Raw genomic sequence first — 22,693 nt, 5'->3', positions numbered from 1 at the left:
CCTCAAGGTGATGCCTTTCATGATAAAAAATATTCTGCTGTTACTTTGCCTGCTGGTTGGCACAGCTGTTTCTGGTCAAACCCAATATTATAACCTGGCATTAGAGGGAGGCGGCATACGCGGTATTGCCTATGGTGGTGCCTTAAAGGCACTGGAAGAGGAAAACATCTTACCGGGCATCAAACGGGTGGCAGGCACATCGGCCGGAGCCATACAGGCTGCCCTGCTGGCAGTAGGCTATACCCCCGATGAGATCACTGACATTACCTTCCGCACGCCGGTGCAGCAGTTTAACGACGGCAGGTTCATTTTCTTCGGCGGCACCAACCGCCTGTTTAAACAATACGGCTGGTATCGGGGCGACAAATTTACAGAGTGGCTGGGAGAACAACTGAAAGCGAAAACAGGCAACGCTGACATCACCTTCGCAGAACTGCATGCATTAAACCCGCAAAAGAACTTCCGTGATTTGTATGTGACCGGAACCAACCTGACAGACCAGTGCACGGTCGTTTTCTCACACGAAACTTACCCTGACATTCAGGTAAAACACGCGGTGCGCATTTCTATGTCGGTGCCTTTATACTACCGCGCGGTATTGCTCGACCAGCAGGGCAAGGTGGTAACAAAGCCAAAGAAAGGGCAGGATGTGGATGTGCTGGTAGACGGTGGTGTGCTGGCGAACTTTCCGCTGGACGTATTTGACAAGGAGGAATACCTGCACGAATCGCAGCCACGACCGGAGAACTACGATGCCGCCGGCAGGTTCCACAACCCGCAAACGCTGGGCCTGCGCCTGGACCGCGACGAGCAAATTGCTTATGACAGGAAACAGGCAGGTCTTGCACCTTATAAAATTGATAAGTTTGGAGACTATATGGGCGCCTTTTATGCTATCGTGAAAGAGAACCTGAACCGGCAGGGACTAACGTCACATGACTGGGCACGCACTATCTCCGTGAGCACAGCCGGCTATAGTCCCCGTGTGCGTAAACTAACTGAAGATGATAAAACAGCCCTGCTCAAAAGCGGCCAGAAAGGCGTTCAGGCGTTTATGTATCCTAATTAAAATTCCCCTACATGGCAGAAACTGCTAGTTCTCACCTGCAAACAGCATCCATTTATATACCTGTTACCGCCACCGATACCCTGCACCTGAAACGCTTCAGCATAAACAAGCAGGGGCCGCCGGTGCTGCTGGTGCATGGCTCCATCGAAAACGGGCGCATTTTTTATTCTAAGTCTGGAAAAGGCTTTGCTCCTTTTCTGGCGCAGCAGGGCTACGATGTGTTTGTGGCTGACCTGCGGGGCCGGGGCAAAAGCAAGCCCTCCATTTCCGGTGATTCAGATTTTGGCTTAACCCATACCTTAGAAGAAGACTTTCCAGCGTTTATTAGCAAGATAAAAGAACTGAAGGGGGATGTGCCACAATTTTGGGGGGCGCACTCATGGGGCGGCGTGCTCATGCTGGCCTACCTGGCACGCCCCACTGTGCCGGTAAAGGTGCAGGCGATGGCCTTCTTCGCAAGCAAGCGCCGCATCAGCATCTGGAGCCCAAAGAAGTTCTTTATGATAGACGTGATGTGGAACTGGGTAGCCAAAACAGCCGTGGCTGTAACGGGTGCTCTGCCAGCTGAAAAGCTAAAGATGGGCTCCGACCGTGAAACCCGCCTCACCCACCGGCAAACAAACGATTGGGTGGTAAAAAAGCCCTGGCTCCACTGGCACGACAAGTTCGATTATGCCGCAGCGCTGCAGCAAATGGAGGTGCCGCCTACGCTTTATCTGGCCGGTGCCAAAGACAATGTGCTGGGCAACCCGGTGGATGTAGAAAAACTACTGCTGGAAACAGGGAGCGAACAAGCCGCTTTCCGGGTATTGGGAAAGGCCAACGGCCATCTGCACGACTATGACCATATCGACATCCTGACGCACAAGGATGCGGTGCGCGATCATTTTCCTATGGTTGTAAAGTGGTTCAGGAAGTTCGGGCAGGTGCAACTAACAGAGGAAAAGCAGAGTCATAGTAGGGAAGCTACATAAGCCGGCTCTTTCATAAAAACCATTCAGCATTTAAAAAATAATTGTACTCATAAAAAGATGAAGATAAGCCTCCGTTACTTTTTTGTATTACTCCTGGCAACCGCCGTGCTCACATCCTGCGAAAAGTGCGGCGAAGTAACCCTTAACCAGCCAACCGCGGCAGATGCAGAGTGGCTTGTTTACAGACAAAATGACAGCATCATGTTTGAAACCAATACAGGTGAACCTGTTGTATATACCCGCTCCGGCATTTTTGCCCAGGAGTTCCCAGGCGAGGGATTTACCGCCACAGACGAATGCATTGGAAGCTTTAATGTGCAGATTAGAACCTTAATGGAAGATGTAGCGGGTGTAGAGCCCGCGCTAAGCACGCGCATCCTGCGCCAACCTGACAACCTGCAGGTAGAACTGAGTGTAGCCGACCATGGTATTTGGGAAATAAATAATGAGGCGCCACCAACCTTTGAAAGCCATGAGATAAATGGAAGAGCATACAACAATGTGTATGAGGTAATAACAAACAGCACCGACGATGGAGGTGTAAGGCGCATTCTGTACAATAAAGAATTTGGCTTTTTGAGTATAGAATTCAACGACGGCAGAGTACTGCAACAGAGGCCTTCCTGATAAGCTTATAAATTAAAAAAGGCTTCCTGATATCACAGGAGGCCTTTTACTTGATGGTGAAACATCCGTTTACTTTGGAGAGTCTTGTTCTTCGTTGATGCTACGCAATACCTCTATCGCTGTACTGATGTGCTCCAGTGGCTTAGACATAGACTTGTAGATAGCGCGAACCGTTTTTGATTTATCTATGATATAGGTCACTCGCCCGGGAAACACACCCAGTTGGCGCGGCACCCCATAGATACTCCGTATCTGGCCACCTTTGTCGCTGAGCAGGGTAAAAGGCAGGTGATGCACCCGCTCAAACTTTTTGTGCGACTGCAGGCTGTCAGAACTCACCCCAACCACTTCAGCGTCATACTCTTTAAATACTTCATACTGGTTGCGGAATTCGCAGGCCTGCTTTGTACAGCCTGGGGTACTGTCTTTTGGGTAAAAGTATAGCACCACGTTCTTCTCCTTCAGCAGGTCATGCAGGCGGAACAAACCACCATCCTGCCTTTGCAGTTCAAAGTCAGGAGCCTTATCTCCCTCCTTCACCGCGTCCTCATTTATAAGTGCTTCAAGTATCATAACTAACTAACAACAAACTTCATGCAGAAATTCAGGCTGCAAAGGTAACTTATGTTATGGCAGAACTCCAAAGAAGGAAACCAATAATAGCATCAGAAAAAGAATTTGAACATCTTTGTGCCCACAAACAAATTATGCCCCGAATCAACGTTATCATTCCTGCTTATAACGAGGAGCGATCTATTGCCAAAGTACTGCAGGCTATACCAGCAGGTTTTGCAGAGGAGGTGATTGTGGTCAACAACAATTCCAGTGACCGCACAGCCGAAGTAGCCGCCGCTGCCGGTGCTACCGTGCTGGAGGAACCAACGCCGGGATACGGAAACGCATGCCTCAAAGGAATAGCCTATGCCGCTGCCAAACCCGCTACTGGCCGCCCTGATATCATTGTTTTCCTGGACGGTGATTTTTCCGATTATCCGGAGGAGATGCCACAGCTGGTGCAACCCATTGTGGAGGGGCAGGCAGAGATGGTGATTGGTTCCAGGGCTTTGGGTAAGCGGGCAGCGGGTGCCATGCTGCCCCAGCAGATTTTTGGGAACTGGCTTGCGACTTCCCTGCTGCGTTTGTTCTATAGCGCCCGCTTTACCGATCTGGGTCCTTTCAGGGCTATTAAACTGGATACGCTGCTGGCGCTCTCTATGCGCGACCGCACCTATGGCTGGACAGTAGAAATGCAGGCGAAAGCGGCCAGGCAAAAGATCCGTTACACCGAAGTACCTGTAACTTACCGCAAGCGAATAGGCACCTCTAAAGTATCCGGCACTGTAAAGGGCACTGTGATGGCAGGTTATAAAATCATTCTGACTATATTTAAATATCTATAAAACCCAGGTATGAGTATGGCAGAAGGATTGATGTTGGTTGTGTATGCGCTATGCCTTACCTTCATCTTCTGCTATAGCATGGCACAACTGCACCTGACAATTCTCTATTGGTTGCGCCGCAGGAGCCGCCGCAAACACCAAAGAGCACCTTACACGCAGCAGCAGAACTGGCCAGCCGTAACCGTACAGCTACCCGTTTACAATGAGCGGTATGTGGTGGCTCGCCTGCTGGAGGCAGTGGCAGCCTTCGATTACCCCCACAACCGCCTGCAGATTCAAATCCTCGATGACTCTACGGATGATACAACGGCGATTATCGAAGACAAACTCAAAGTCTACCCGCACCTGAACATACAGCACATCCGCAGGGTTGAACGCACCGGGTATAAAGCCGGAGCCTTACAGCACGGGCTGGCAAAGGCGACAGGAGAATACATTGCCATTTTTGATGCGGATTTCTTACCCAAACCTGATTTCCTGAAGCAGACAATCCCCGCTTTCACCAATCCGCAGATAGGTGTGGTGCAAACCCGCTGGAGCCACCTGAACAGCGATTATTCCCTGCTGACGAGGCTACAAGCTTTCGGGCTGAATGCGCATTTCACCGTGGAGCAGACAGGGCGCAACAGCGGGGGCCACTTCATGAATTTCAACGGCACGGCGGGTGTCTGGCGGAAGGCTTGTATCCTGGATACCGGGGGCTGGCAGGCTGACACCCTGACCGAAGACCTCGACCTCAGCTACCGGGCGCAGCTACGGGGCTGGCAATTTCTTTATTTAGAAGACGTGGAGGCACCGGCAGAATTACCCGCCGCCATGGGTGCGCTAAAATCGCAGCAGTTCCGCTGGACAAAAGGAGCTGCAGAAACCGCACGTAAACATTTAGGCCGGGTGATGCGCTCTAATGTATCTCTTTCTACAAAGCTGCACGCCTTCTTTCATCTACTTAACAGCGCCATCTTTGTTTGTGTGCTGCTCACGGCAATTTTAAGTGTGCCTGTGCTGTTCCTCAAAAATAATGCACCGGAACTAGCACCTTTTTTTAAGCTGGGGTATGCCCTGTTACTGAGCTTAGCTGCGCTAATTGCTTTTTACTGGACAGCACACGATGCCCACAGCGCCTCCGCCTGGCGCACCACGGTGCGGTTTGTGCCTGAATTTATCCTGTTCCTGTCCATCTCGATGGGGCTTTCGCTGCACAACAGCATTGCCGTGCTGGAAGGATACTTTGGCAAAAAAACACCTTTTGTCCGGACGCCGAAATACAACATTAGGAACGCCAAGGACTCGTGGCGAAAACAGGGGTATGGCATGAAAAGTATGAGCCCGCTCACCATACTGGAGGGGTTGCTGGCGCTTTATTTTACATTTGGGATTGGCGCGGCTTTCCGGTTACAGGATTATGGGCAACTGCCTTTCCATATCATGCTGGCCTTCGGGTTTGGCACCGTGTTCTTTTACTCTCTCTTTCATAGCAGACGTGCTTAAAGTATGACGAAGAGTAACACAGCTACATACATCGTAACAGGGATTTCGGCACTGGCTTATCTGGCTTTGGCCTATACTACGCCACGCACTGATTTCACACAGTTGTTGGTGCTATTTGCAGTGGCTTTTGGCTGTTACCTCTACCTAATCAACTCCCGCTTCCCTGTTTGGTACGGCATTGGGGCAGCGGTCGTGTTCAGGCTCTTGTTCCTTTTTGCTGCCCCGGCACTGTCAGATGACTATTTCCGCTTTATATGGGATGGCAGGTTGTTAGCCGCTGGTGTAAATCCTTACCTGCACCTGCCGCAGTCATTTATTTCCGGTGATGCGCCGCCTGTGGCCGGTCTCACCACAGCACTATACCAGCAGCTGAATTCCCCCCACTACTACAGTATTTATCCGCCTGTTTCACAAGCTGTTTTCTGGGTTTCTGCTGAGCTCTTCCCTAACAACCTGTGGGCCAGTGTGGTGGTGATGCGGGTGGTGCTATTATTGGCAGAGGCAGGAAGTATGCTGTTGCTGCTGCGGCTGCTTCGTAAAATGGCCCTCCCGGATAAGCACGTGCTGCTGTATGCCCTTAATCCGCTGGTAATACTGGAGCTGGTGGGCAACCTACATTTTGAAGCGCTAATAATCTTCTTTCTGCTTCTCTCTCTGCTCCAGCTCTATTACCAGCGCTATGTATTTTCAGGCATTGCCTTTGGCCTGGCCATCGGCACCAAACTAGTGCCGCTCATGTTTCTGCCTTTCCTGCTCCGCAGGCTGGGCCCGAGAAAATTCCTGCTGTTCGGTGGAGCTGCAGGGGGAACAGTCGTAGCAGTGTTTTACCCGCTCCTGTCCATGGAGGTGATCCGGCATATTTTCCAGAGCCTGGACCTGTATTTTCAAAAGTTCGAGTTCAACGCCAGCATCTATTTCCTCCTGCGCTGGATCGGGTATAAACTTGCCGGCTTTAATATCATCTGGATACTGGGACCTTTGCTTTCTCTGGCTACTCTGCTCATTATTGTTTGGTTAGCCGCTAAAAGAAGGCTGGGCTCCATCCGCAGGCTTGTGGGCTACATGGCAGCCGCTCTTACTATCTATCTATTCCTGGCTACCACGGTGCACCCCTGGTACCTTACTACGCTCCTGGCGCTTACTACCATGAGCCGCTTTCGCTTTGCCGTGGTATGGTCGGGTCTGGCCATTCTGTCGTATGCCGCTTACCAAACTACTTCTAACACCGAAAACATGGGACTCATCATGCTGGAGTATACGCTCGTTTTTCTTTGGCTACTTGTAGAACTCTACCTCTACCGGCAGCGCAAGCGGCACTTAATAACAGAAGAGGAAGTGCGTGATAAAACAGGTAAAGCTTAGCTTTGACTCGATAAAGGGAAACTGTGCCTAGTGACACATGCAAAGAAGCAGGCTCCAACTGCCTGCAGTGCAGGGCTACTTGAACATTTTATTCAGCGAGTTCAAACACGGGCTGACATCGAAGTACATGCCTTCTACCTGACTTGGGTTTTCTGCTACCTTCAGGTAATCATAATGCTCGATTAAACTTTGCTGCCCTCCAAACTGAAAGCCCAGAATGTCGAGCAGGTCGTATTCGTGCGTAGTATAAATAACATAGAAAGCAGACTCTTTTTTCAGGCCATCACCTGAGCTTAAAAGGGCTTCTATGGTTATATTCATTTGGTTTAATCTTTTCCTGAAGGCTTCCTGCTTTTCAAGCTTTTCTAGGGCGTATAGCTGGTAGTTGATAGCTCTTAAATCAAACGGGTTATCAGCTAAAAGTAAGTCAGCATACTTCACGATGCGCTTCAGTTCTGAATCACTATGTTGGTCTTTCTGTAGTACTGCGCGCAGGCTGTCAGCAAAATCCGGCGTGTCGTAAGGCGAATACTTTGGCTGAAAAGAATAGCCATAGTACAGGTGCCTCTTCTCTTCTAAGGTCATGGTTGTATCTGCCCGGTGATACCGCTCCATCAGCGCAGAGTAATAGTAGTCAGAGCCTTTAACCTTTATGGCTTTTTCTATTTCTTTATAATCCGGCTTCTCAAAATAGAAACTTTGCGCATACCCACTGAGCATACTAAGAAGTATAAAAAGAATAAGCAGGACCTGTTTCATTTCTCTATTCTTTTAGTGGAACGTGAGCTTGTGTTACACAATCTAAACAATATATAGAGAAAATAAAATTTTATTTAGTTTTTCTACTCTTCCACATCCTGCAGCGGCTGCATCAGGAAATCGTTGAAGGGTTTCAGGGCCTGAAAAGCGTCCAGCACCACCTGCATAAAGTTATCCTGTAGCACCACGTTATCCGGTAAAGGCATTATGGCATTCCAGCTTTTGTGGCGCAGGTAATCAATGGCAGGGTTCTCTCTGTCATAGCCTTTGGGCGTGGTTTTAAGTTGCTCCCCCTGCAATTCTCCGAAGCGATTCTTGAAATCCGTAGACTCGACGATGCCTTTGAATGCGTCTAAATTGTAGTCAATCTCCTGCCGCACTGCCTTTAGCTGATCGGCCGGCGGCATCCAGAGTCCTCCGGCAACAAATGAGTTGTTGTTACCCGCCAGGTGCAGGTAATAACCCGGTAAAGTCGATTTCCTTCCACCCTCCGCCACATAAGCTCCGAAGTGGTCTTTGTAAGGCCTTTTGTCTTTTGAGAAGCGTACGTCGCGGTAAATCCGGAACACCAGATCTTTGCCTCTTTGCCCGCGTGCTGCCGGTTCAAAATGCTGCATTTCCTGTAGCATTTCATCCAGGAAGCTGATATAGTTTTTGCGGGCATCTTCATAACGACTTTTGTGCTCCGCAAACCACTCACGGGTGTTATGTGCTGCTAGCTCCGCTAAAAATTGTAGGGTAGATTTCTGTATAATAGATGACATGGAATGTATATACTTCTTTTGTACTGGTTGGTTATGCCCCTACTAGTACAGGCATGGCCTGTTGCGCCCATACGCGATACCATACCTGCAAATTGAGGCAAAAACATTTAACTACTTTTATCGGCTGTTTGTTTGCTCCGATGAAGCAGAAAACAGGGCATGTTAGTAATATATTATTCCACACAAAATTGATTGTTCAGTTATAGTCCCAGCGGGACGCACTGTCGATAGAAATCAGGCTTCAATTGATATAGCTCCAGAGGAGCGGTCTGTAATAGATATTGAACAGGCCGCTCCTCTGGAGCTATAGGTGTTCCTATCCCATATTGGCTATCAACAGTGCGTCCCGCTGGGACTTGCCTTAGGCGTAACGGTAGCCTATTTGTAAAAAGAATAGGGCTATTATAAATCTCCTGACAATTTTATACTGCAGGACAGGTGAAGCCAAGGCAAAGTCCCAGCATCAGTCCAGGAAGCGCGTATCCAAGTCTTCCACGTAATCCACATCAGAAAGGCGGGGCAAGAGAGCGTGGGAAAGTTGCAGGCGCTCCACATCCTGGAGTGTATCCGGAAAAACATGCTCCGTGCTCCAGCGTTTGTTTCGGAAGAGCCCGGGGTGCAGCCTTTTCATACCCAGCAGGTAATAGCCACCGTCCAACGCAGGGCCAATCACCACGTCATGCTGCTCCAGCTTATGGTATGCCTGCAAAACGATTTCAGGCGTCAGTTGCAGGCAATCGCTGCCAATAATCACCACAGCAGTATGTCCTTCCTCAAAAGCAGCGGCAAAAGCAGCTTCCATTTTCTCTCCTAAATCGCCTGGCGGCTGCACCCGCTTCTGGTACTCCTCATTGGGCCACAGGTCGTTTGTGTCCACGGTATCAGAATAATACACCAGTTTCTCCACAGGGATCTCACTGGTAACTTTACGAGTGTGCTGCAGCAACTGCAGGTAAACTTCCAGGGCCTTCTCTGGTCCTACGGATGCTGCCAGCCTAGTTTTTACTTTGCCCAGCTCCGGATTGCGCACAAACAGCATTAACAGCTTTTTATCATTCATATACTTTCTCTCCTTTCTCCAGCCAAATGCCCCATGTGCTGGAATAAGCATGTACCTTGTTTGTTTGGCCCGCTTTGTTGTAAACCGGGTATTCCTGGTTTATCCATTCAAAAATACCCCCGTACAGGTTGTGCACGTTGTTGAAGCCCGCCTGCTGCAGCTGCTCCCCTATCTTTTCGCTGCGGTAACCAACGGAGCAGTATACAATGATGGGCGTATCTTTCGGTACATCCTTCAGCAGAGAAAGACTAAAGTTTTCGTAGGCAATGAACCTGGCACCGTTCAAATGACTCACCTTATGCTCCGCTGCAGTGCGGGTGTCGAGCAAAAGCGGTTTGTTTTCTGCTTTTTGTAGTTGCTGATACAACTGCTCCGGCTTTAGCTGCGGTATTGTATGGCTGTACAAACCTTTTAACATAAGGGCATAGGCACTGCCTGTTGTTTGCCCGCAGGCTTGCAGAATCAGCAGCCACACCGTAGCCGACGCCAGGTATAGTTTCTTCATTTATTTCAGGGCAAAAGGACAAAGGATTGTTGGATGAAAGACAAAGGACGAAATAGATTTAATGACTGCTTCAGTATGACTGCTTCATTCTTCACGAACAACAAATAACAAATAACGACTTTTACTTCACCGTTTCGCCACCGCAACTTGAGCCGGCTCCGGCTGTGCAGCCATAGCAATGTTGGTTCAGTACGACGTTTCTCTCATCCAGGGCTGCCGCGTCAAAATCGCGGATGTGCTGGGGAGAACCCTGCTCCACCTTCAGCTCCAGCATCTGGTTGAAGTCACAGTCGTAGAGGTAGCCGTCCCAGCCAACAGAGATGGTATTGCGGCACATCACACCCGCTGCCGCCACTGGGTTGAACGCGTTCACCAGTTTCTCCATGTAGCTGTCGTAGTTGCCGCTCTGCACCAGGTAATCAAGGAAGCGGCTCACCGGCAGGTTAGTAATACAGAACAGGTTGTGGAACTCGATGCTGTAGCCGCTGCGCAGCCTACGCTTAAACTCCGCCTCCAGCGATGCCTGCGCACTCGGCAGGAAAGCCCCGGATGGATTATACACCAGGTCCAGGAGCAGGTCACTGCCCTCCTGCCCATACCCGACCCCGTTGAGCATCTGCAGTGCCTTGATGGACTTCTCGAACACGCCATCGCCTCGTTGGGCATCCGTGCGCGAAGCCTGAAAGTAAGGCAATGAGGACACCACATGCACCCCATGCTTTTTAAAGAACTCCGGCAGGTCGTGATACTTTTTATTGGCCAGTATAATGGTGAGGTTACAGCGCACCATCACCTGCCGCCCCAGTTTGAATAGTTCCTCCACAAACCAGCGGAAGTCCGGGTTCATCTCCGGGGCACCGCCTGTCAGGTCCACAGTGGTTATGCCAGGTGACTGCTGCAGCGCATCCAGGCATAGTTGCATAGTTTCCCGCGTCATGATTTCTTTGCGGTCCGGGCCGGCATCTACATGGCAGTGCTTGCAGGTCTGGTTACACATTTTGCCCATGTTCACCTGCAGGATGGTAGTACCTGTGGGCTTCAGCGGGTAAAGGTCGTGCTCCTGCAGGCGCCTGGCAAAAGCAGGAAACTGCTCCCCGTGCTGTGTTGGCGCCTGCAGCACATTCAGTTGAAATAAAGAATCAGACAGCTCATGCTGCCGCCCTTTGAGTGATTTTACGGTAGATCCCATAGGCTACATCGAGAGCTCTTTAATCTTGTTCATCATCTGCACCCCGTGCACCAGGGCCGCACCGCCCTTTATGGCTGCCGCCACATGCACGGCCTCCATCATCTGGTTTTCATCGGCTCCTTTCTCCAGGCAATCGGTGCTGTAGGCGTCGATGCAATAAGGGCACTGCACCGCATGCGACACAGCAAGGGCAATCAGCGCCTTCTCACGTTCCGTCAGAGCACCTTCTTTAAACACCTCGCCATAGTAGTCGAAGAACTTGCGCCCCATTTCCGGCTGCAATTCTGAAATATTGCCAAACTTCGATAGATCAGCCGGGTTGTAGTAAGTCTTATCCATGATATGTTATTTTATATAATTTAGAAAACATAGTAGCAGGTCAGTAGCAAAAAGATTGCTCCTGCCATTTATATTATTATTAGCTGATGAGGTAAAATGAATACGCTTTGCCTCTTACAACCTTGGCTGCAAGTGCAAAAGCGCCTACAGCAGCAACCTGTCAGGTGCTGCATTGTTCAGAAAAACAGTGCGTGTTATAGCGGTTGGAATGGAGGTGCCCGCAACAGCAGGTTATGGAGGTGCTTACCTAAACGATGCTGAAGTAAACCCCGGAGCACATGCTCTTTTGCTGCTTTTTTTGTTAATATGAAAAGTATCTGCCTTTTAAGCCTGTTCAGAACTGGCAGCTGTTGCAGGATAAGACTCAGGTCTTCCTTCGTGTCAATATCTGCTTTCTCCTGCAACAGCTCAAAAGCATCCAGGCGAGCCTCCTGCCGGAAAACGTATATAGACAGTTCCTGCATGACCTGCTCCGTTTGCCAGTTAAGCATTGCAAAGGCCTCAGGATTAAAGTTATCGATGTGCAGCCCGATAAGATAGGCTCCTCCGTCGGAGGCGGGGCCTACCACCATACGATGCCCTTGTAAGGCAGCTTTTGCCTGTTGAAGGTCGGCCGGAGACAGGGTAGGGCAATCACTTCCCACGCATATCACCCGCTGATACCCCGCCTGAAAGGCATCCTGGAAAGCATTGGCTAAACGTTCGCCAAAAGTCCTCCCCTTCTGCTGCTCTGTGTAGACAGTAAGGCACGGTATACCAGACTTTTTGATTGTCCTGAGCGTGTGCTTTAGCAGGACTTTCGCAATTTTTTGGTTTACATGCACGCTGTGCCACGAAGAAAAAGTTTTAGATTTCACTTCATGCTCCGCTGCATGTGCAAACAGAAGGATGGCGGTATCGGAGGGTGTACTCAACAACAGTGGCTACTATATATCTTCTTTTACCTGCTACAGTACATTTAGTTGCAATATTCGCGAAAGCTGGAACAGAGTTCTCCTAAATACATTAAAACCAATACGCTTATAGGTATAAAATCACCTTAGCAATAGCCCAAAATTTTATAGACTACAAAGCCTGTCATTTCATGTATGAGCAGGTGCCAGTTGCTGAAGGCGTGGATGCTCGGGATAATGGTTTCGTCTGGTGTAAAGCGCCGCTCAGAAGCATAAAAGTCAGTGCTGAAGGAAGTGGTATTGACACCTGCTTTATCAAAGCAGCCCGCCGACCTGCGCATATGGAAGGCAGAGGTCACCAGCAGCAGATTTTGCCATTCCGGGTTTTGCGCGACAAGCGCGGCTGTATTCGCAGCGTTCTCACGGGTGTTGCGGCTGTTACCTTCTGTCCTGATATCCTCCTCTGGCACACCAGCCATCAGCAGCACTTTCTCCACCTGCTCTGCTTCTGGCACAGCCCCCGCCAATACGCGCCCGCTACCGCCCGTAATCAGAAACGCATCCACCTTACCCATACGATAGAGCTGCAAGGGGTGCAGGAATCTGTCAGCTCCTTTATGCGTATGAATTCTGTCCGGAATATCCTCTCTGTAAGCTGTTACGCCGGTCAGGATAACGGCTAGGTCATAATGCTCCAGTTCACTTACCGGAGTGGCCTTTACCTCCCATGCCCGCCAGGCTTCATTCGCCAGAAAAGGATTAGAGAAGACAAGGAGTATTCCCACTGCTGCCAGCAGACTGATGCGTCTCCACCTAAAAGATTTCAGGAACACCGCCAGCAGTAAAAGGACGAGTACCCAGATAAAGGGCATCAGAAAGAAGTGTAGTGTCTTGGAAAGGATGAAAAACATTGCCCTGCGTTTAAGAGAAAAGCCAAAGCAATAAGAAAAAAAGCCCCATCGTCAGGATGGCAATTACATCTTTGTGCAGCTTAATTTCATCAGAATAGGAACTCCTTTGGCGAAGGCAATTTAGGCATTATGGCCTAAGCATAAAAAGCACGCGGCTAAAAGAATTTCCGGAACAACCACATCAGGAGCGAAAGCAGGATGCTGAGCAGAATCATACTAGTGATAGGGGCGTAGAAGCGCATATTTTTCTTCTCTACGCGTATGTCGCCGGGCAGGTGGCCAAACCAGCTGAACTTATCGCCAGCCAGCCATATAACCAGCCCTACCACAACCACTAGCACACCTATAATGACAATAGTTTTCCCGATTGGCTGCATGGTCTGTTGCTCTTTAATGTTAAGTTTTTTTTCGGATGCTGTACACGCATTGAACCCTGAAAAACGCTACTTCCCCTCCTGTTGTAACCTTCTCTCCTTTGGCACTTAAAACTTTACCCGAGCACCTAACGACAGGTTTGCAATCTCCCATAATGTCAGGCGCTCGTCTTTTACCCAGGAGGTTAAGATGAGATCGTAGGTACCGATCTCGCTGTACAGGCTTAACCTTTTTATTGTTTTGTCATTGCCGAAGTTGCGGTTGATGCCTGCCCCGGCAAAGCCCAGCACACGCACACCACTCGACCACCAGTAATAGCCTGCAGGTATTCCATCTTTCCAGGTAAGCGGGAACTGATCATTAAAATAATAGCTGGCCCCTAAGCCGACACGCAGGGGTGTAAGGGTATAGTCTTTGTTTAACTTTACTTCTTTGATTGGCAGGTACACACCTTTCAGGGTCAGCAGATGTAGAACCTCCTCCGCGTCATGTTTAGGCACAAAACCATATAGCAGTTCTACGTTTAACTTATTTTTAGCTAAACTGTAACTGGGCCCAAAAGATAAGAACCCCATATTGCCTGCATACTGCAGCACCACCCCATCAGGCTGGTACCATCTCTTAGGGGCAAGGCTATCAGTTCCCTGACTTTTAGAATGAAATGGAAGTGCAAACAGCAGCATGAACAGCACCCATAGCAGTAGTTTTGTTTTCATAGGAGGACGCTAGAATTTAACACGCTCAAAGGTAACTGTATCGGCTACCACTGTGAATACTATGTACTCCCGCTGATCTGTGGTGCCGGTATGCAGGTAAGGGACACTTTCATCAAAAGGAAAGTAATGCTTGAAGTTATGGTCGTGGCCGTGAAGGGAATAGCTTACCTTGTGCTGGCTTAACAGATCCCCATAACGCTGCGCCTTTTCCTTACCAAAACCAAAGCTGGTAGGCGATATATGCGACACAACAAACGTGTGGTCATAGCCTGTGCTTTGAGCAAGCTCCTTTTGCAGCCACTCCAGGTCAGGCGCCTGTTTTTTAAATTCGAGGTTATTCGTGTTCAGCAGAATGAATTTTCTTCCTCCAACCGCAAAGCTAAAGTCAAAATCACCATACATGGCCCTATACACCTGCTTGCCGTTATCAATGGCATCATGGTTTCCAATTACAGCAATGTACGGCACCTTCAGTTTCTTGAAGCTATCATGCACCAGCACAAACTCCTTCTGTAATCCGAAATCTGTCAGGTCACCGCTTATCAGCACAAAATCCACATCACGGCGGCCATTGATGTGGTGCACGATGTCCTCGTTGGACTGATAGAAACCCTGCGTATCGGACGTCAGGATAAACCGCAGCGTATCGGCTGAGCCTATGTCAAGCGCCTCTATGCGCGCTACATTCCGTTGGTTGATATGCTTTTCATCCTCCTTCAGCCGCACCTCATAAGGGCTGTATTCAAACTTGCTGCAAGACTGCAAGACAAGCGCAAGCACTAGTAAAAAGACTGCAGCAAGGGCTACCCTGGCAGATAAGTTTGTTTTGTTAATTGACATGGTTTGCTACCCGGCACTATACTTTAAAGTAAAGATAAAGTTTTAACAATTATTTATTGACATCTGCATATCATTATACCTGCATACGTAATAACAGCGATACCTTCTATGCGTTTTCTTTCTGCGCCAACCTCCGTCTTACCTTTTTGTTTAAAACAGAGGCGTCTCCTTCCACTCGGATTTAAGCGCCAAAAGCGTTAAATTTGACTTCTGTAGGAACCACTAAATTCTGATTTACTTGAAAGTTTGCATTGCTGAGAAACCGAGTGTAGCCCGTGAGATAGCCATGGTACTAGGCGCAAAATCGAAAAAGGACGGCTATTATGAAGGCAACGGCTATCAGGTAACCTGGACCTTCGGCCACTTCTGCACCCTGCGTGAGCCAGACGACTACCGCCCCGAGTGGAAGCGCTGGAGCATGTATGACCTGCCGATGCTGCCTGAACGCTACGGCATCAAGCTCATCAAAAACAAAGGCGTAGAGCAGCAGTTCAATATCATCAAGAGACTCCTGGAAAAAGCGGAGGAGGTTATTAACTGCGGGGATGCCGGCCAGGAGGGTGAAGTTATTCAGCGCTGGGTACTTACGGAGGCAAACTACCGCAAACCGTTCAAGCGCCTCTGGATCTCCTCACTCACCGAAGATGCCATCCGGCAGGGCTTTGCAGGGCTGCGCGACGGTTCTGAGTTTGACTCGCTGTACCAGGCCGGCAAGAGCCGCGCCATCGGCGATTGGCTGCTGGGCCTGAACGCCACCCGCCTCTTTACCTTGAAGTACGCAAACGGCAAACAGATGCTGTCGATAGGCAGAGTGCAGACGCCTACGCTGGCCATGCTGGTAAACCGCCACCACGAAATTGCCAACTTTGTGCCGCAGCCTTTCTGGGAACTCAAGACGGTTTACCGCGACACGACTTTCTCCAGCACCAACGGCCGCTTTCAGAAAGAGGAAGAGGCGCAGAAGATACTGGATGCCATACGGCAGGCAGAACTGACCATAACGGATGTAGAGATAAAGAAAGGTACCGAGTCCCCACCCAAACTGTTTGACCTGACCTCGCTGCAGATTGAGTGCAACAACAAGCTAAGCCTGTCCGCGGATGAGACGCTGAAGACGGTACAGAGCCTGTATGAGAAAAAGGTGGTCTCCTATCCCCGCGTGGATACTACTTTCCTGCCGGATGACATTTACCCCAAGATTCCGGGCATCCTGCAGGGCCTGAGCAACTACAGCCAGGAGGTGGCACCGCTGCTGCAAAGCAAAATCCGGAAAACGAAAAAAGTTTTCAACAACAATAAAGTAACCGACCACCACGCCATTATCCCTACCGGCGCATCGGCTGGAAGCCTGTATGGCCGGGAGGCGGATGTGTACGATATCATCACGCGCCGATTCATCGCCGCTTTTTACCCGGATTGTATCGTGAGCAACACCACCGTGATGGCCGAATCAGCAGGCTACACCTTCCGGGTGCGGGGCAAGCAGATTCTGGAGCCAGGCTGGCGTGTGCTGTACGGAGCCGATGATGTAAAGTCTTCGGATGCACCTGCAGGCAAAGAAGGTGAGAGCAAAGAAGAAGAGGAAGCTGCCGGAGTGCTGCCCAATTTCGAAAAAGGGGAACACGGTCCGCACGAGCCGTTGCTGGAAAAGAAGATGACAAACCCGCCGAAGGAGTACACAGAGGCGACACTGCTACGGGCCATGGAAACAGCCGGCCGTCAGGTGGAAGACGATGAGCTGAAAGAGGCGCTGAAGGAAAACGGCATCGGCCGCCCCTCTACCCGGGCCGCCATTATTGAAACCCTTTACAAGCGCCAGTATATCCGCAAGGAGAAAAAGAAGATTGTACCCACGCAAATGGGTATCGACCTGATTGGCGTAATCCGAAACCAGACGCTGAAATCGGCGGAGATGACGGGCCAATGGGAGCGCAAGCTGCGCCAGATAGAAGGCGGCGAATTTAAGGCAGAAGCCTTTCTGCAGGAACTGCAGGAGTTCGTTATCAGCCTGGTGCAGGAGGTAAAGTACGACCATGCCGCCACCGTTACCCTGGAGCCACAGCAGGAGGATACGAAACAGGTGAAGCCCCAGAAGAAAGCGGCGGCGGCTTCAAAGACAGTGAAAGAAACTGCTCCGGCAGCGGCCGGTCTTGGCTCCTGCCCCGCCTGCAAAGAAGGTCATATTCTCAAGGGCTCCAAAGCGTACGGCTGCATCCGTTATAAGGAGGGTTGCCGTTTTCTCATCCCGATTGAGCAGCAAGGCAAGGAACTAACGGAGAAGCAGGTGCAGGCTTTACTCAGCAAAGGCAAAACGCCTGCTATAAAAGGCTTCAAAGATGAACAGGGCGAGAGCTTTGATGCGGTTTTGAAATTAGACAAAGCAATGCAACTGGTGCTGGAAAAAGTAGAGAAGACACCTGCAGCAGATCCGTTCGAACAGTGCCCGCGCTGCAAACAAGGCAAATTACTAAAAGGCAACACAGCCTATGGTTGCAGCCGCTTCCGGGAAGGATGCCGTTTCCTGGTACCGTTCGAAATGGGCGGCAGGCAATTAACAGACAAGCAAATAGCTGCTCTCCTTCTAAAAGGTAAAACACCAAAGATAAAAGGCTTCACCTCTGAGAAAACCGGGGAGCCTTTTGATGCCGCCTTAAAACTGAATGAGCAATGGCAGGTGGTTTACCAGTTTTGACATTAACTGACGCTTCTCTACTGGCACTTTTCTAATTCCCTTACAGGGTATCTACAATCATAAAAAAGCGGCAACTGTAATGCTACAGTTGCCGCTCCTCATAAACAGATTCCTGTTTACTCAACAGTAAACTTAACCTCTTGTTCTGTTAAGTTCGTGCGCATGTCTTTGGCACTTATCTTCAGGGTATAATCACCAGGCACTATGCCTTTTAATGATACCAGTGTATCAAACTCTACAACAGATTTGTTAGGTTTTTTGCTGAAGTCAATCAGTGGCTTTTCACCACCAGCACCGAGCACTGCAAAGTCGATATTATTTACTTTATCCTTGTCTACTACAGTTACATAAACCTGCAGACCTTGTGCAGCTGTAACAGTAGGGTTTTTAGTGGGACTGTTGACCTTTAAGCTTGGAACAGATCCATCTGGCTGCAAGCTTCCGTCCTCGAACAAATCCTCACACGCCGTTAGCATACAAACGGCTGCCATAGAGGCTAGCATTGTTTTAAATTTCATAATATTGGCTAAAAGTTGTAAAACTACCTTTGGCGGTAGCAAAAATTTGTACTCCTTTGACTCTAACCTCCGGCGGGACCCTCACCGGAAGCATGATGCAAGTTTAAAAACATTGTTTGAAAGTCAAAGAGTTCCTTCATAAAAATTTACAATTCTTAATATATTATATAGCCGAACATAATTATTAAAAACTGGCTTACAACATTGCACATCAAACACATACACGGCTACATGCCTGATACAACGATAAAACTGCAATAAAAATTATAAATTAAAATGCAATTATATAATTTTTATCAAACCCATTCAAGCAGGCATAAAAGGGGGCACTGATTGTACTGAAAAAACGCCGTATAAACAGCGCTCTTATATGGGAAATGTGATGCAGTCTTGCCTCCAGGCAGGTGCGCAGTTGATAACTTATAGCGTTTATAGCCGTAAAAAAACATGTCGAATGTTGCATTTTGCGGCATCCGATATTTAATTTTTTTTAACTTAAAACCTATAAACCATGAGAAGCTATGAAAACTCGGGCTATAACCCGTACAACAGTAACGACAGGTCTCAAACAAGGGGATCCGCAAGGAACTATTACTCTAATGACTATGATATAACAAACCAGGACCGCGGTAGCTCGCGCATAAATACCAGCCGCGACAACAGCGGATTAGGCTCAGGCCGGGATACTTTTTCTAACTCTGGCTTTGGAGGTTCTACTTCCAATTCCAACTTCGGCCGCTCAGGAGAATTCCGTAATTCTGACGATAATTATAATTATGGCTCCGGTTCAATGGGCAACCGCTATGGTAGTGACAGAGGCCGTTCCGGTTCTGATTGGGGTTCATCTAATTATGGCTCCAGTAACCGCTATGGTAATGACAGAAACCGCCAGGATAATGACAACTTCTGGGACAACACTAAAAATAAAGTATCGAATGCCTGGGACAGAGTAACAGGCGACGACGATAACGATAACTACAGAAACCGAAACTATGGCTCTTCCGGAAGAGGATATGACTCAGGTTCAAGTTACTCAGGACGTTATGGTTCTGATAATGACTATGGGTCTTCCAATAGTTACCGTTCCGGATCATCAGGTGCCACAGGATATGGTTCTGGCTCTTCTATGGGTAATAATGCTGGTTATGGCACAGGCTATACCACATCAAACTATGGCTCATCCTACGGATCTTCTGACAGAGACCGCTATTCATCAGACAATGACAGAAACCGTTATTCATCTAACAACAACAGAAACGACTACGGCAGAAATAGAGACGATGACCGTGGTTTCTTTAACAAAGCCGGTGACGAGGTGAAGTCATGGTTTGGCGATGATGAAGCCGAACGCAGAAGAAGAAGGGATGAAGCCCGTGACCGCAGCCGCGATTACGGCAGCGACAATTATGGGAGCACTGCAACAGGAAACACCTATAACGGACCTCCCTACTCTTACGGATCATCTTCTCGCAGAGACTATGAATGGTAGAGACTCCTATAGGCGGCCGCATTCTTACGGCTTCCAAGGATAGTACTACCTGAGGATAGTGGATGTAACTCCACAAGAAACCCCGCTGTTATTTGCAGCGGGGTTTTTATTTGTGCTGAAACTTAAGCTATGTTTTCTATATTAGCAGCCATATATAGAAATTTTACCTTTTTCCGGGTAGAAACTAAATCAACCTTATTAAAAAACTAGAATTTAAAGATGATGAAAAAGATAACGCTGCTTTTCGTGCTGGCGCTGGCGGCAACCACAGGATACACGCAAAGCCTTGGCGTAAAAGCGGGCGCAACCTACACAACATTTACAGGCAACGATACCCGGGATTATGAGTATCGTGTAGGATATACGGCAGGTCTGGTGCTTCAGCGGCATATCACCGATCTGATAGGCGTCCAGTTAGAGGCCCTGTATACAGCGAAGGGTGCAAAAACGGCTTCCAAATCCGGCAGCAACGAAGTAGAAGAGTCTTTCCGGCTGAATTATGTTGACGTGCCTGTTTTGTTTCACGTTTCTGCCGGTGGTCTGTTTTTTGATTTAGGCCCACAGGCATCCTTCATCGCTAAAGCTAGCCAGGTGCGTGAAGTTACCTCCGGAAGCACCACCACTTCCTCTAAAACAGACATCACAGACCATCCTTATACAATAGACTTTGGCTATGCAGCAGGTATCGGTTACCGTGCAGACAATGGGCTTGGCCTGGAGCTAAGATATAACGGAGGGCTTAAGAAAGTTGATGATGAAGGTCCGTTTGCTGGCAGAGAGCGCCGTAACGCTGGCTTCGGCCTGATGTTGAGCTACTTTGTAGGCCGCTAAACTTTCAAAAAATACTATAAAACAAGAGGCCCCTGCTTTTGGCAGGGGCCTCTTGTTTTATAGTTAATCTGTCAACGATTTAATTCAGCACATTATGCAGTACAAATCATAATCTCATTTGCAAAGCTGCCTGACCTTCATACATTGGCTGCAAAAAAAGAAGTTCAACCAGCATTGGGTTTAGTGCATCTCCATCACACTCACCTCTTTGACATTAAATACCTCAACAACGATGTCGCGCTCATGCGCTGTCTTTTTGAACTCCTGAATTGCCTCCAGCACATCATAATCAATATACTCTGTTTTCTCACCATCGATGATAACGTGACAGTTGTGAGGCAATTGATCCAGCGTCATGATAATGCTTGCTTTATTCAAAAATGACACGTGCTCGCTCAATTTTATGCGGATGATATCACGGTTTGCAGACTCCTCCTTCTGGAAGAAGTATGGAGAATTGTAATTTGCTTTCAGAATGTAGAATATACCCACTGCCAGACCTATACAGATGCCAATCAGCAAGTCAGTGAAGAGTATGGCAAGAATTGTAACAATGAAAGGTACAAACTGCTCGTGGCCCAGTTTAATCTGGTTCTTATAAAGCACAGGCTTGGTAAGTTTATACCCCACTACCAACAGCACCGCAGCCAGGGCAGAAAGTGGCACCTGGTTCAGGAAGCCTGCTAAGAAAAATACCGCCAGTACAAGGAACACGCCATGCACAAAAGATGAAACCCTTGTCTGAGCACCTGAGGACACGTTTGCAGTACCGCGCACAATTACAGCAGTCATTGGTAAGCCACCAATCATACCAGCCACTATGTTACCCACACCCTGCGCTTTTAACTCGCGGTTTAGATCGCTTCGGCGCTTATGCGGGTCCAGTTTATCTATCGCCTCTATACTCAACAGCGTTTCGAGGCTGGCTACAATGGCTAATGTGAAAGCAACAACATATACATCAAGATTAGCGAAAGCTCCGAAATCAGGCATACTTAGCTCGTTTTGTAACTCCTGAGTGCTTTCCATGATTGGAATGCTCACGAGGTGCGAATCTGCAATAGCCAGTTCTGGAAAGTAATTGATGAATATGGCATTTATCAATATAGAAAGCAATACCACAACCAAGGCTCCAGGCACAAATTTAAAGAACTTAAAGCGTTTTAGCTTTTCGTTATCCCAACCAATCAATATAGCCAGAGAGATGATGCCCACAATTAAAGCTCCTGTTTGTATGGAGGAGAAAGCATAACCAATTTCAGAGAAGGTGTTGCGGCCATCCGGTTGAAAGAAATTCATTTCACCGAAAAAGTCTTCGTCAGCACCCATAAAATGCGGAATCTGCTTCAGAATAAGAATAAGACCGATAGCGGCAAGCATCCCCTTGATAACAGAAGAAGGAAAATAAAGACCAATTACCCCGGCTTTCACAAATCCTAATACCAACTGTAGAATACCGGAAATAACCACTGCCAGCAGGAAGGCCTCAAACGTACCCAGTGTTTCAAGTCCATTCAGTACGATAACTGTCAGACCTGCAGCAGGTCCGCTCACAGCCAGGTTAGACCCACTCAGCCAGGCTACCACAACGCCACCCACAATACCGGTAATAAGGCCGGAGAAAAGCGGCGCACCCGACGCCAGGGCTATACCTAAACAAAGCGGGAGTGCAACAAGAAACACAACTAAACCAGCGGGTATATCCTTGCTTAAGTTGGCTGTTAAATCATTAGGGTCTCTTTTCATTGTAAGCTCGGAAAATTCTGATTTTAGGTCCATTCCACATCAGGGGCGGGCGCATTGCTCACACTTCACCTGATGAATTTATAAACTTACAATTTCAACATTAAGCTGAAATTAAAATCAGATTAAAACGAGATTAAAACGAAGTG

Annotated in this window: 23 protein-coding genes; 9 read left to right on the top strand and 14 right to left on the bottom strand. The window is 48.6% G+C overall.

Going from position 1 to position 22,693, the window contains the following annotated elements:
* Window positions 1-19 precede the first annotated feature (19 nt).
* Genes DXT99_RS05975 through DXT99_RS05965 form a run of 3 tightly spaced genes read left to right on the top strand, consistent with a single transcriptional unit; the run spans window position 20 to window position 2,670 of the window.
* Entirely contained in the window at window positions 20-1,069 is a 1,050-nt protein-coding gene (locus tag DXT99_RS05975) for a patatin-like phospholipase family protein (RefSeq protein ID WP_181885042.1), read from the top strand.
* Between the two features lie 11 nt (window positions 1,070-1,080).
* Complete coding sequence (locus DXT99_RS05970) at window positions 1,081-2,043, top strand: alpha/beta fold hydrolase (RefSeq protein WP_115564625.1); 963 nt, start codon at window positions 1,081-1,083, stop codon at window positions 2,041-2,043.
* A 57-nt stretch (window positions 2,044-2,100) separates the two neighbouring features.
* Window positions 2,101-2,670 carry a hypothetical protein gene (locus DXT99_RS05965; RefSeq protein ID WP_115564624.1) on the top strand — a complete coding sequence of 190 codons (570 nt, stop codon included), beginning with the start codon at window positions 2,101-2,103 and terminating at the stop codon, window positions 2,668-2,670.
* A gap of 69 nt (window positions 2,671-2,739) precedes the next feature.
* Here the strand turns inward: DXT99_RS05965 and DXT99_RS05960 are convergent, their stop codons facing one another.
* Window positions 2,740-3,243: a peroxiredoxin gene (locus tag DXT99_RS05960; RefSeq protein WP_115564623.1), complete on the bottom strand. Its 504-nt coding sequence runs from the start codon at window positions 3,241-3,243 to the stop codon at window positions 2,740-2,742.
* A 134-nt stretch (window positions 3,244-3,377) separates the two neighbouring features.
* Between DXT99_RS05960 and DXT99_RS05955 the strand changes: the two genes are divergently transcribed.
* From DXT99_RS05955 to DXT99_RS05945, 3 genes are read left to right on the top strand one after another with little or no spacing between them, the layout of a single operon-like run.
* Window positions 3,378-4,070, top strand: a complete 693-nt coding sequence (locus tag DXT99_RS05955; RefSeq protein ID WP_115564622.1) for a glycosyltransferase family 2 protein — start codon at window positions 3,378-3,380, stop codon at window positions 4,068-4,070.
* A gap of 15 nt (window positions 4,071-4,085) precedes the next feature.
* On the top strand, window positions 4,086-5,558 hold the full coding sequence (locus DXT99_RS05950; RefSeq protein ID WP_246000467.1) for a cellulose synthase family protein: 1,473 nt from the start codon (window positions 4,086-4,088) through the stop codon (window positions 5,556-5,558).
* Between the two features lie 3 nt (window positions 5,559-5,561).
* Window positions 5,562-6,920, top strand: coding sequence for a glycosyltransferase 87 family protein (locus tag DXT99_RS05945; protein WP_115564620.1), 1,359 nt, complete (start codon window positions 5,562-5,564; stop codon window positions 6,918-6,920).
* A gap of 75 nt (window positions 6,921-6,995) precedes the next feature.
* On the opposite strand, the gene DXT99_RS05940 is transcribed toward DXT99_RS05945, so the two are convergent.
* From DXT99_RS05940 to DXT99_RS05890, 11 genes are all read right to left on the bottom strand, one after another.
* A complete protein-coding gene (locus tag DXT99_RS05940) occupies window positions 6,996-7,679 on the bottom strand; it encodes a DUF4919 domain-containing protein (RefSeq protein ID WP_115564619.1) in 684 nt (227 codons plus the stop codon).
* Between the two features lie 83 nt (window positions 7,680-7,762).
* Window positions 7,763-8,443 carry a DUF2461 domain-containing protein gene (locus DXT99_RS05935; RefSeq protein WP_115564618.1) on the bottom strand — a complete coding sequence of 227 codons (681 nt, stop codon included), beginning with the start codon at window positions 8,441-8,443 and terminating at the stop codon, window positions 7,763-7,765.
* Window positions 8,444-8,906: 463 nt separating this feature from the next.
* Window positions 8,907-9,503 carry a TIGR04282 family arsenosugar biosynthesis glycosyltransferase gene (locus DXT99_RS05930; RefSeq protein ID WP_115564617.1) on the bottom strand — a complete coding sequence of 199 codons (597 nt, stop codon included), beginning with the start codon at window positions 9,501-9,503 and terminating at the stop codon, window positions 8,907-8,909.
* Window positions 9,496-10,008: a rhodanese-like domain-containing protein gene (locus DXT99_RS05925; protein WP_115564616.1), complete on the bottom strand. Its 513-nt coding sequence runs from the start codon at window positions 10,006-10,008 to the stop codon at window positions 9,496-9,498. Before DXT99_RS05925 ends, DXT99_RS05930 begins: the two co-directional genes overlap by 8 nt.
* A gap of 121 nt (window positions 10,009-10,129) precedes the next feature.
* Entirely contained in the window at window positions 10,130-11,197 is a 1,068-nt protein-coding gene (gene arsS / locus DXT99_RS05920; protein ID WP_115564615.1) for an arsenosugar biosynthesis radical SAM (seleno)protein ArsS, read from the bottom strand.
* 3 nt (window positions 11,198-11,200) lie between these two features.
* Window positions 11,201-11,536 carry an arsenosugar biosynthesis-associated peroxidase-like protein gene (locus DXT99_RS05915; RefSeq protein WP_115564614.1) on the bottom strand — a complete coding sequence of 112 codons (336 nt, stop codon included), beginning with the start codon at window positions 11,534-11,536 and terminating at the stop codon, window positions 11,201-11,203.
* A 194-nt stretch (window positions 11,537-11,730) separates the two neighbouring features.
* A complete protein-coding gene (locus DXT99_RS05910) occupies window positions 11,731-12,450 on the bottom strand; it encodes a TIGR04282 family arsenosugar biosynthesis glycosyltransferase (RefSeq protein ID WP_181885041.1) in 720 nt (239 codons plus the stop codon).
* 125 nt (window positions 12,451-12,575) lie between these two features.
* A complete protein-coding gene (locus DXT99_RS05905; RefSeq protein WP_115564612.1) occupies window positions 12,576-13,340 on the bottom strand; it encodes a YdcF family protein in 765 nt (254 codons plus the stop codon).
* A 155-nt stretch (window positions 13,341-13,495) separates the two neighbouring features.
* Entirely contained in the window at window positions 13,496-13,717 is a 222-nt protein-coding gene (locus DXT99_RS05900) for a DUF2905 domain-containing protein (RefSeq protein WP_115564611.1), read from the bottom strand.
* A gap of 105 nt (window positions 13,718-13,822) precedes the next feature.
* Window positions 13,823-14,431, bottom strand: coding sequence for a hypothetical protein (locus DXT99_RS05895; RefSeq protein ID WP_115564610.1), 609 nt, complete (start codon window positions 14,429-14,431; stop codon window positions 13,823-13,825).
* A gap of 9 nt (window positions 14,432-14,440) precedes the next feature.
* Window positions 14,441-15,271, bottom strand: a complete 831-nt coding sequence (locus DXT99_RS05890) for a metallophosphoesterase family protein (RefSeq protein ID WP_115564609.1) — start codon at window positions 15,269-15,271, stop codon at window positions 14,441-14,443.
* 238 nt (window positions 15,272-15,509) lie between these two features.
* Between DXT99_RS05890 and DXT99_RS05885 the strand changes: the two genes are divergently transcribed.
* Window positions 15,510-17,963: a type IA DNA topoisomerase gene (locus tag DXT99_RS05885; protein WP_115564608.1), complete on the top strand. Its 2,454-nt coding sequence runs from the start codon at window positions 15,510-15,512 to the stop codon at window positions 17,961-17,963.
* 116 nt (window positions 17,964-18,079) lie between these two features.
* On the opposite strand, the gene DXT99_RS05880 is transcribed toward DXT99_RS05885, so the two are convergent.
* Window positions 18,080-18,481 (bottom strand): hypothetical protein, encoded by a 402-nt coding sequence (locus tag DXT99_RS05880; protein WP_115564607.1) that lies wholly within the window; start codon window positions 18,479-18,481, stop codon window positions 18,080-18,082.
* Window positions 18,482-18,992: 511 nt separating this feature from the next.
* Here DXT99_RS05880 and DXT99_RS05875 point away from each other — a divergent pair.
* Together DXT99_RS05875 and DXT99_RS05870 are read left to right on the top strand one after the other, a co-directional pair.
* Window positions 18,993-19,970, top strand: a complete 978-nt coding sequence (locus DXT99_RS05875; protein ID WP_115564606.1) for an SWFGD domain-containing protein — start codon at window positions 18,993-18,995, stop codon at window positions 19,968-19,970.
* A gap of 219 nt (window positions 19,971-20,189) precedes the next feature.
* Window positions 20,190-20,801 carry a porin family protein gene (locus DXT99_RS05870; RefSeq protein WP_115564605.1) on the top strand — a complete coding sequence of 204 codons (612 nt, stop codon included), beginning with the start codon at window positions 20,190-20,192 and terminating at the stop codon, window positions 20,799-20,801.
* 180 nt (window positions 20,802-20,981) lie between these two features.
* Here DXT99_RS05870 and DXT99_RS05865 read toward each other — a convergent pair whose 3' ends face one another.
* Window positions 20,982-22,547, bottom strand: a complete 1,566-nt coding sequence (locus DXT99_RS05865) for a SulP family inorganic anion transporter (RefSeq protein WP_115564604.1) — start codon at window positions 22,545-22,547, stop codon at window positions 20,982-20,984.
* Window positions 22,548-22,693 lie beyond the last annotated feature (146 nt).

Origin of the sequence: Pontibacter diazotrophicus (assembly GCF_003367245.1) — a bacterium.
In the GTDB taxonomy this organism is placed as follows: domain Bacteria; phylum Bacteroidota; class Bacteroidia; order Cytophagales; family Hymenobacteraceae; genus Pontibacter; species Pontibacter diazotrophicus.
This window is presented reverse-complemented; position numbering and strand designations above follow the sequence as displayed.

Coding starts and splice junctions, on each gene's coding strand:
- DXT99_RS05925 (WP_115564616.1), bottom strand. CDS start 10,008: ATGAAGAAACTATACCTGGCGTCGGCTACGGTGTGGCTGCTGATTCTG.
- DXT99_RS05930 (WP_115564617.1), bottom strand. CDS start 9,503: ATGAATGATAAAAAGCTGTTAATGCTGTTTGTGCGCAATCCGGAGCTG.
- DXT99_RS05900 (WP_115564611.1), bottom strand. CDS start 13,717: ATGCAGCCAATCGGGAAAACTATTGTCATTATAGGTGTGCTAGTGGTT.
- DXT99_RS05890 (WP_115564609.1), bottom strand. CDS start 15,271: ATGTCAATTAACAAAACAAACTTATCTGCCAGGGTAGCCCTTGCTGCA.
- DXT99_RS05955 (WP_115564622.1), top strand. CDS start 3,378: ATGCCCCGAATCAACGTTATCATTCCTGCTTATAACGAGGAGCGATCT.
- arsS (WP_115564615.1), bottom strand. CDS start 11,197: ATGGGATCTACCGTAAAATCACTCAAAGGGCGGCAGCATGAGCTGTCT.
- DXT99_RS05870 (WP_115564605.1), top strand. CDS start 20,190: ATGATGAAAAAGATAACGCTGCTTTTCGTGCTGGCGCTGGCGGCAACC.
- DXT99_RS05865 (WP_115564604.1), bottom strand. CDS start 22,547: ATGAAAAGAGACCCTAATGATTTAACAGCCAACTTAAGCAAGGATATA.
- DXT99_RS05975 (WP_181885042.1), top strand. CDS start 20: ATGATAAAAAATATTCTGCTGTTACTTTGCCTGCTGGTTGGCACAGCT.
- DXT99_RS05905 (WP_115564612.1), bottom strand. CDS start 13,340: ATGTTTTTCATCCTTTCCAAGACACTACACTTCTTTCTGATGCCCTTT.
- DXT99_RS05895 (WP_115564610.1), bottom strand. CDS start 14,431: ATGAAAACAAAACTACTGCTATGGGTGCTGTTCATGCTGCTGTTTGCA.
- DXT99_RS05915 (WP_115564614.1), bottom strand. CDS start 11,536: ATGGATAAGACTTACTACAACCCGGCTGATCTATCGAAGTTTGGCAAT.
- DXT99_RS05950 (WP_246000467.1), top strand. CDS start 4,086: ATGGCAGAAGGATTGATGTTGGTTGTGTATGCGCTATGCCTTACCTTC.
- DXT99_RS05965 (WP_115564624.1), top strand. CDS start 2,101: ATGAAGATAAGCCTCCGTTACTTTTTTGTATTACTCCTGGCAACCGCC.
- DXT99_RS05875 (WP_115564606.1), top strand. CDS start 18,993: ATGAGAAGCTATGAAAACTCGGGCTATAACCCGTACAACAGTAACGAC.
- DXT99_RS05945 (WP_115564620.1), top strand. CDS start 5,562: ATGACGAAGAGTAACACAGCTACATACATCGTAACAGGGATTTCGGCA.
- DXT99_RS05880 (WP_115564607.1), bottom strand. CDS start 18,481: ATGAAATTTAAAACAATGCTAGCCTCTATGGCAGCCGTTTGTATGCTA.
- DXT99_RS05940 (WP_115564619.1), bottom strand. CDS start 7,679: ATGAAACAGGTCCTGCTTATTCTTTTTATACTTCTTAGTATGCTCAGT.
- DXT99_RS05935 (WP_115564618.1), bottom strand. CDS start 8,443: ATGTCATCTATTATACAGAAATCTACCCTACAATTTTTAGCGGAGCTA.
- DXT99_RS05970 (WP_115564625.1), top strand. CDS start 1,081: ATGGCAGAAACTGCTAGTTCTCACCTGCAAACAGCATCCATTTATATA.
- DXT99_RS05960 (WP_115564623.1), bottom strand. CDS start 3,243: ATGATACTTGAAGCACTTATAAATGAGGACGCGGTGAAGGAGGGAGAT.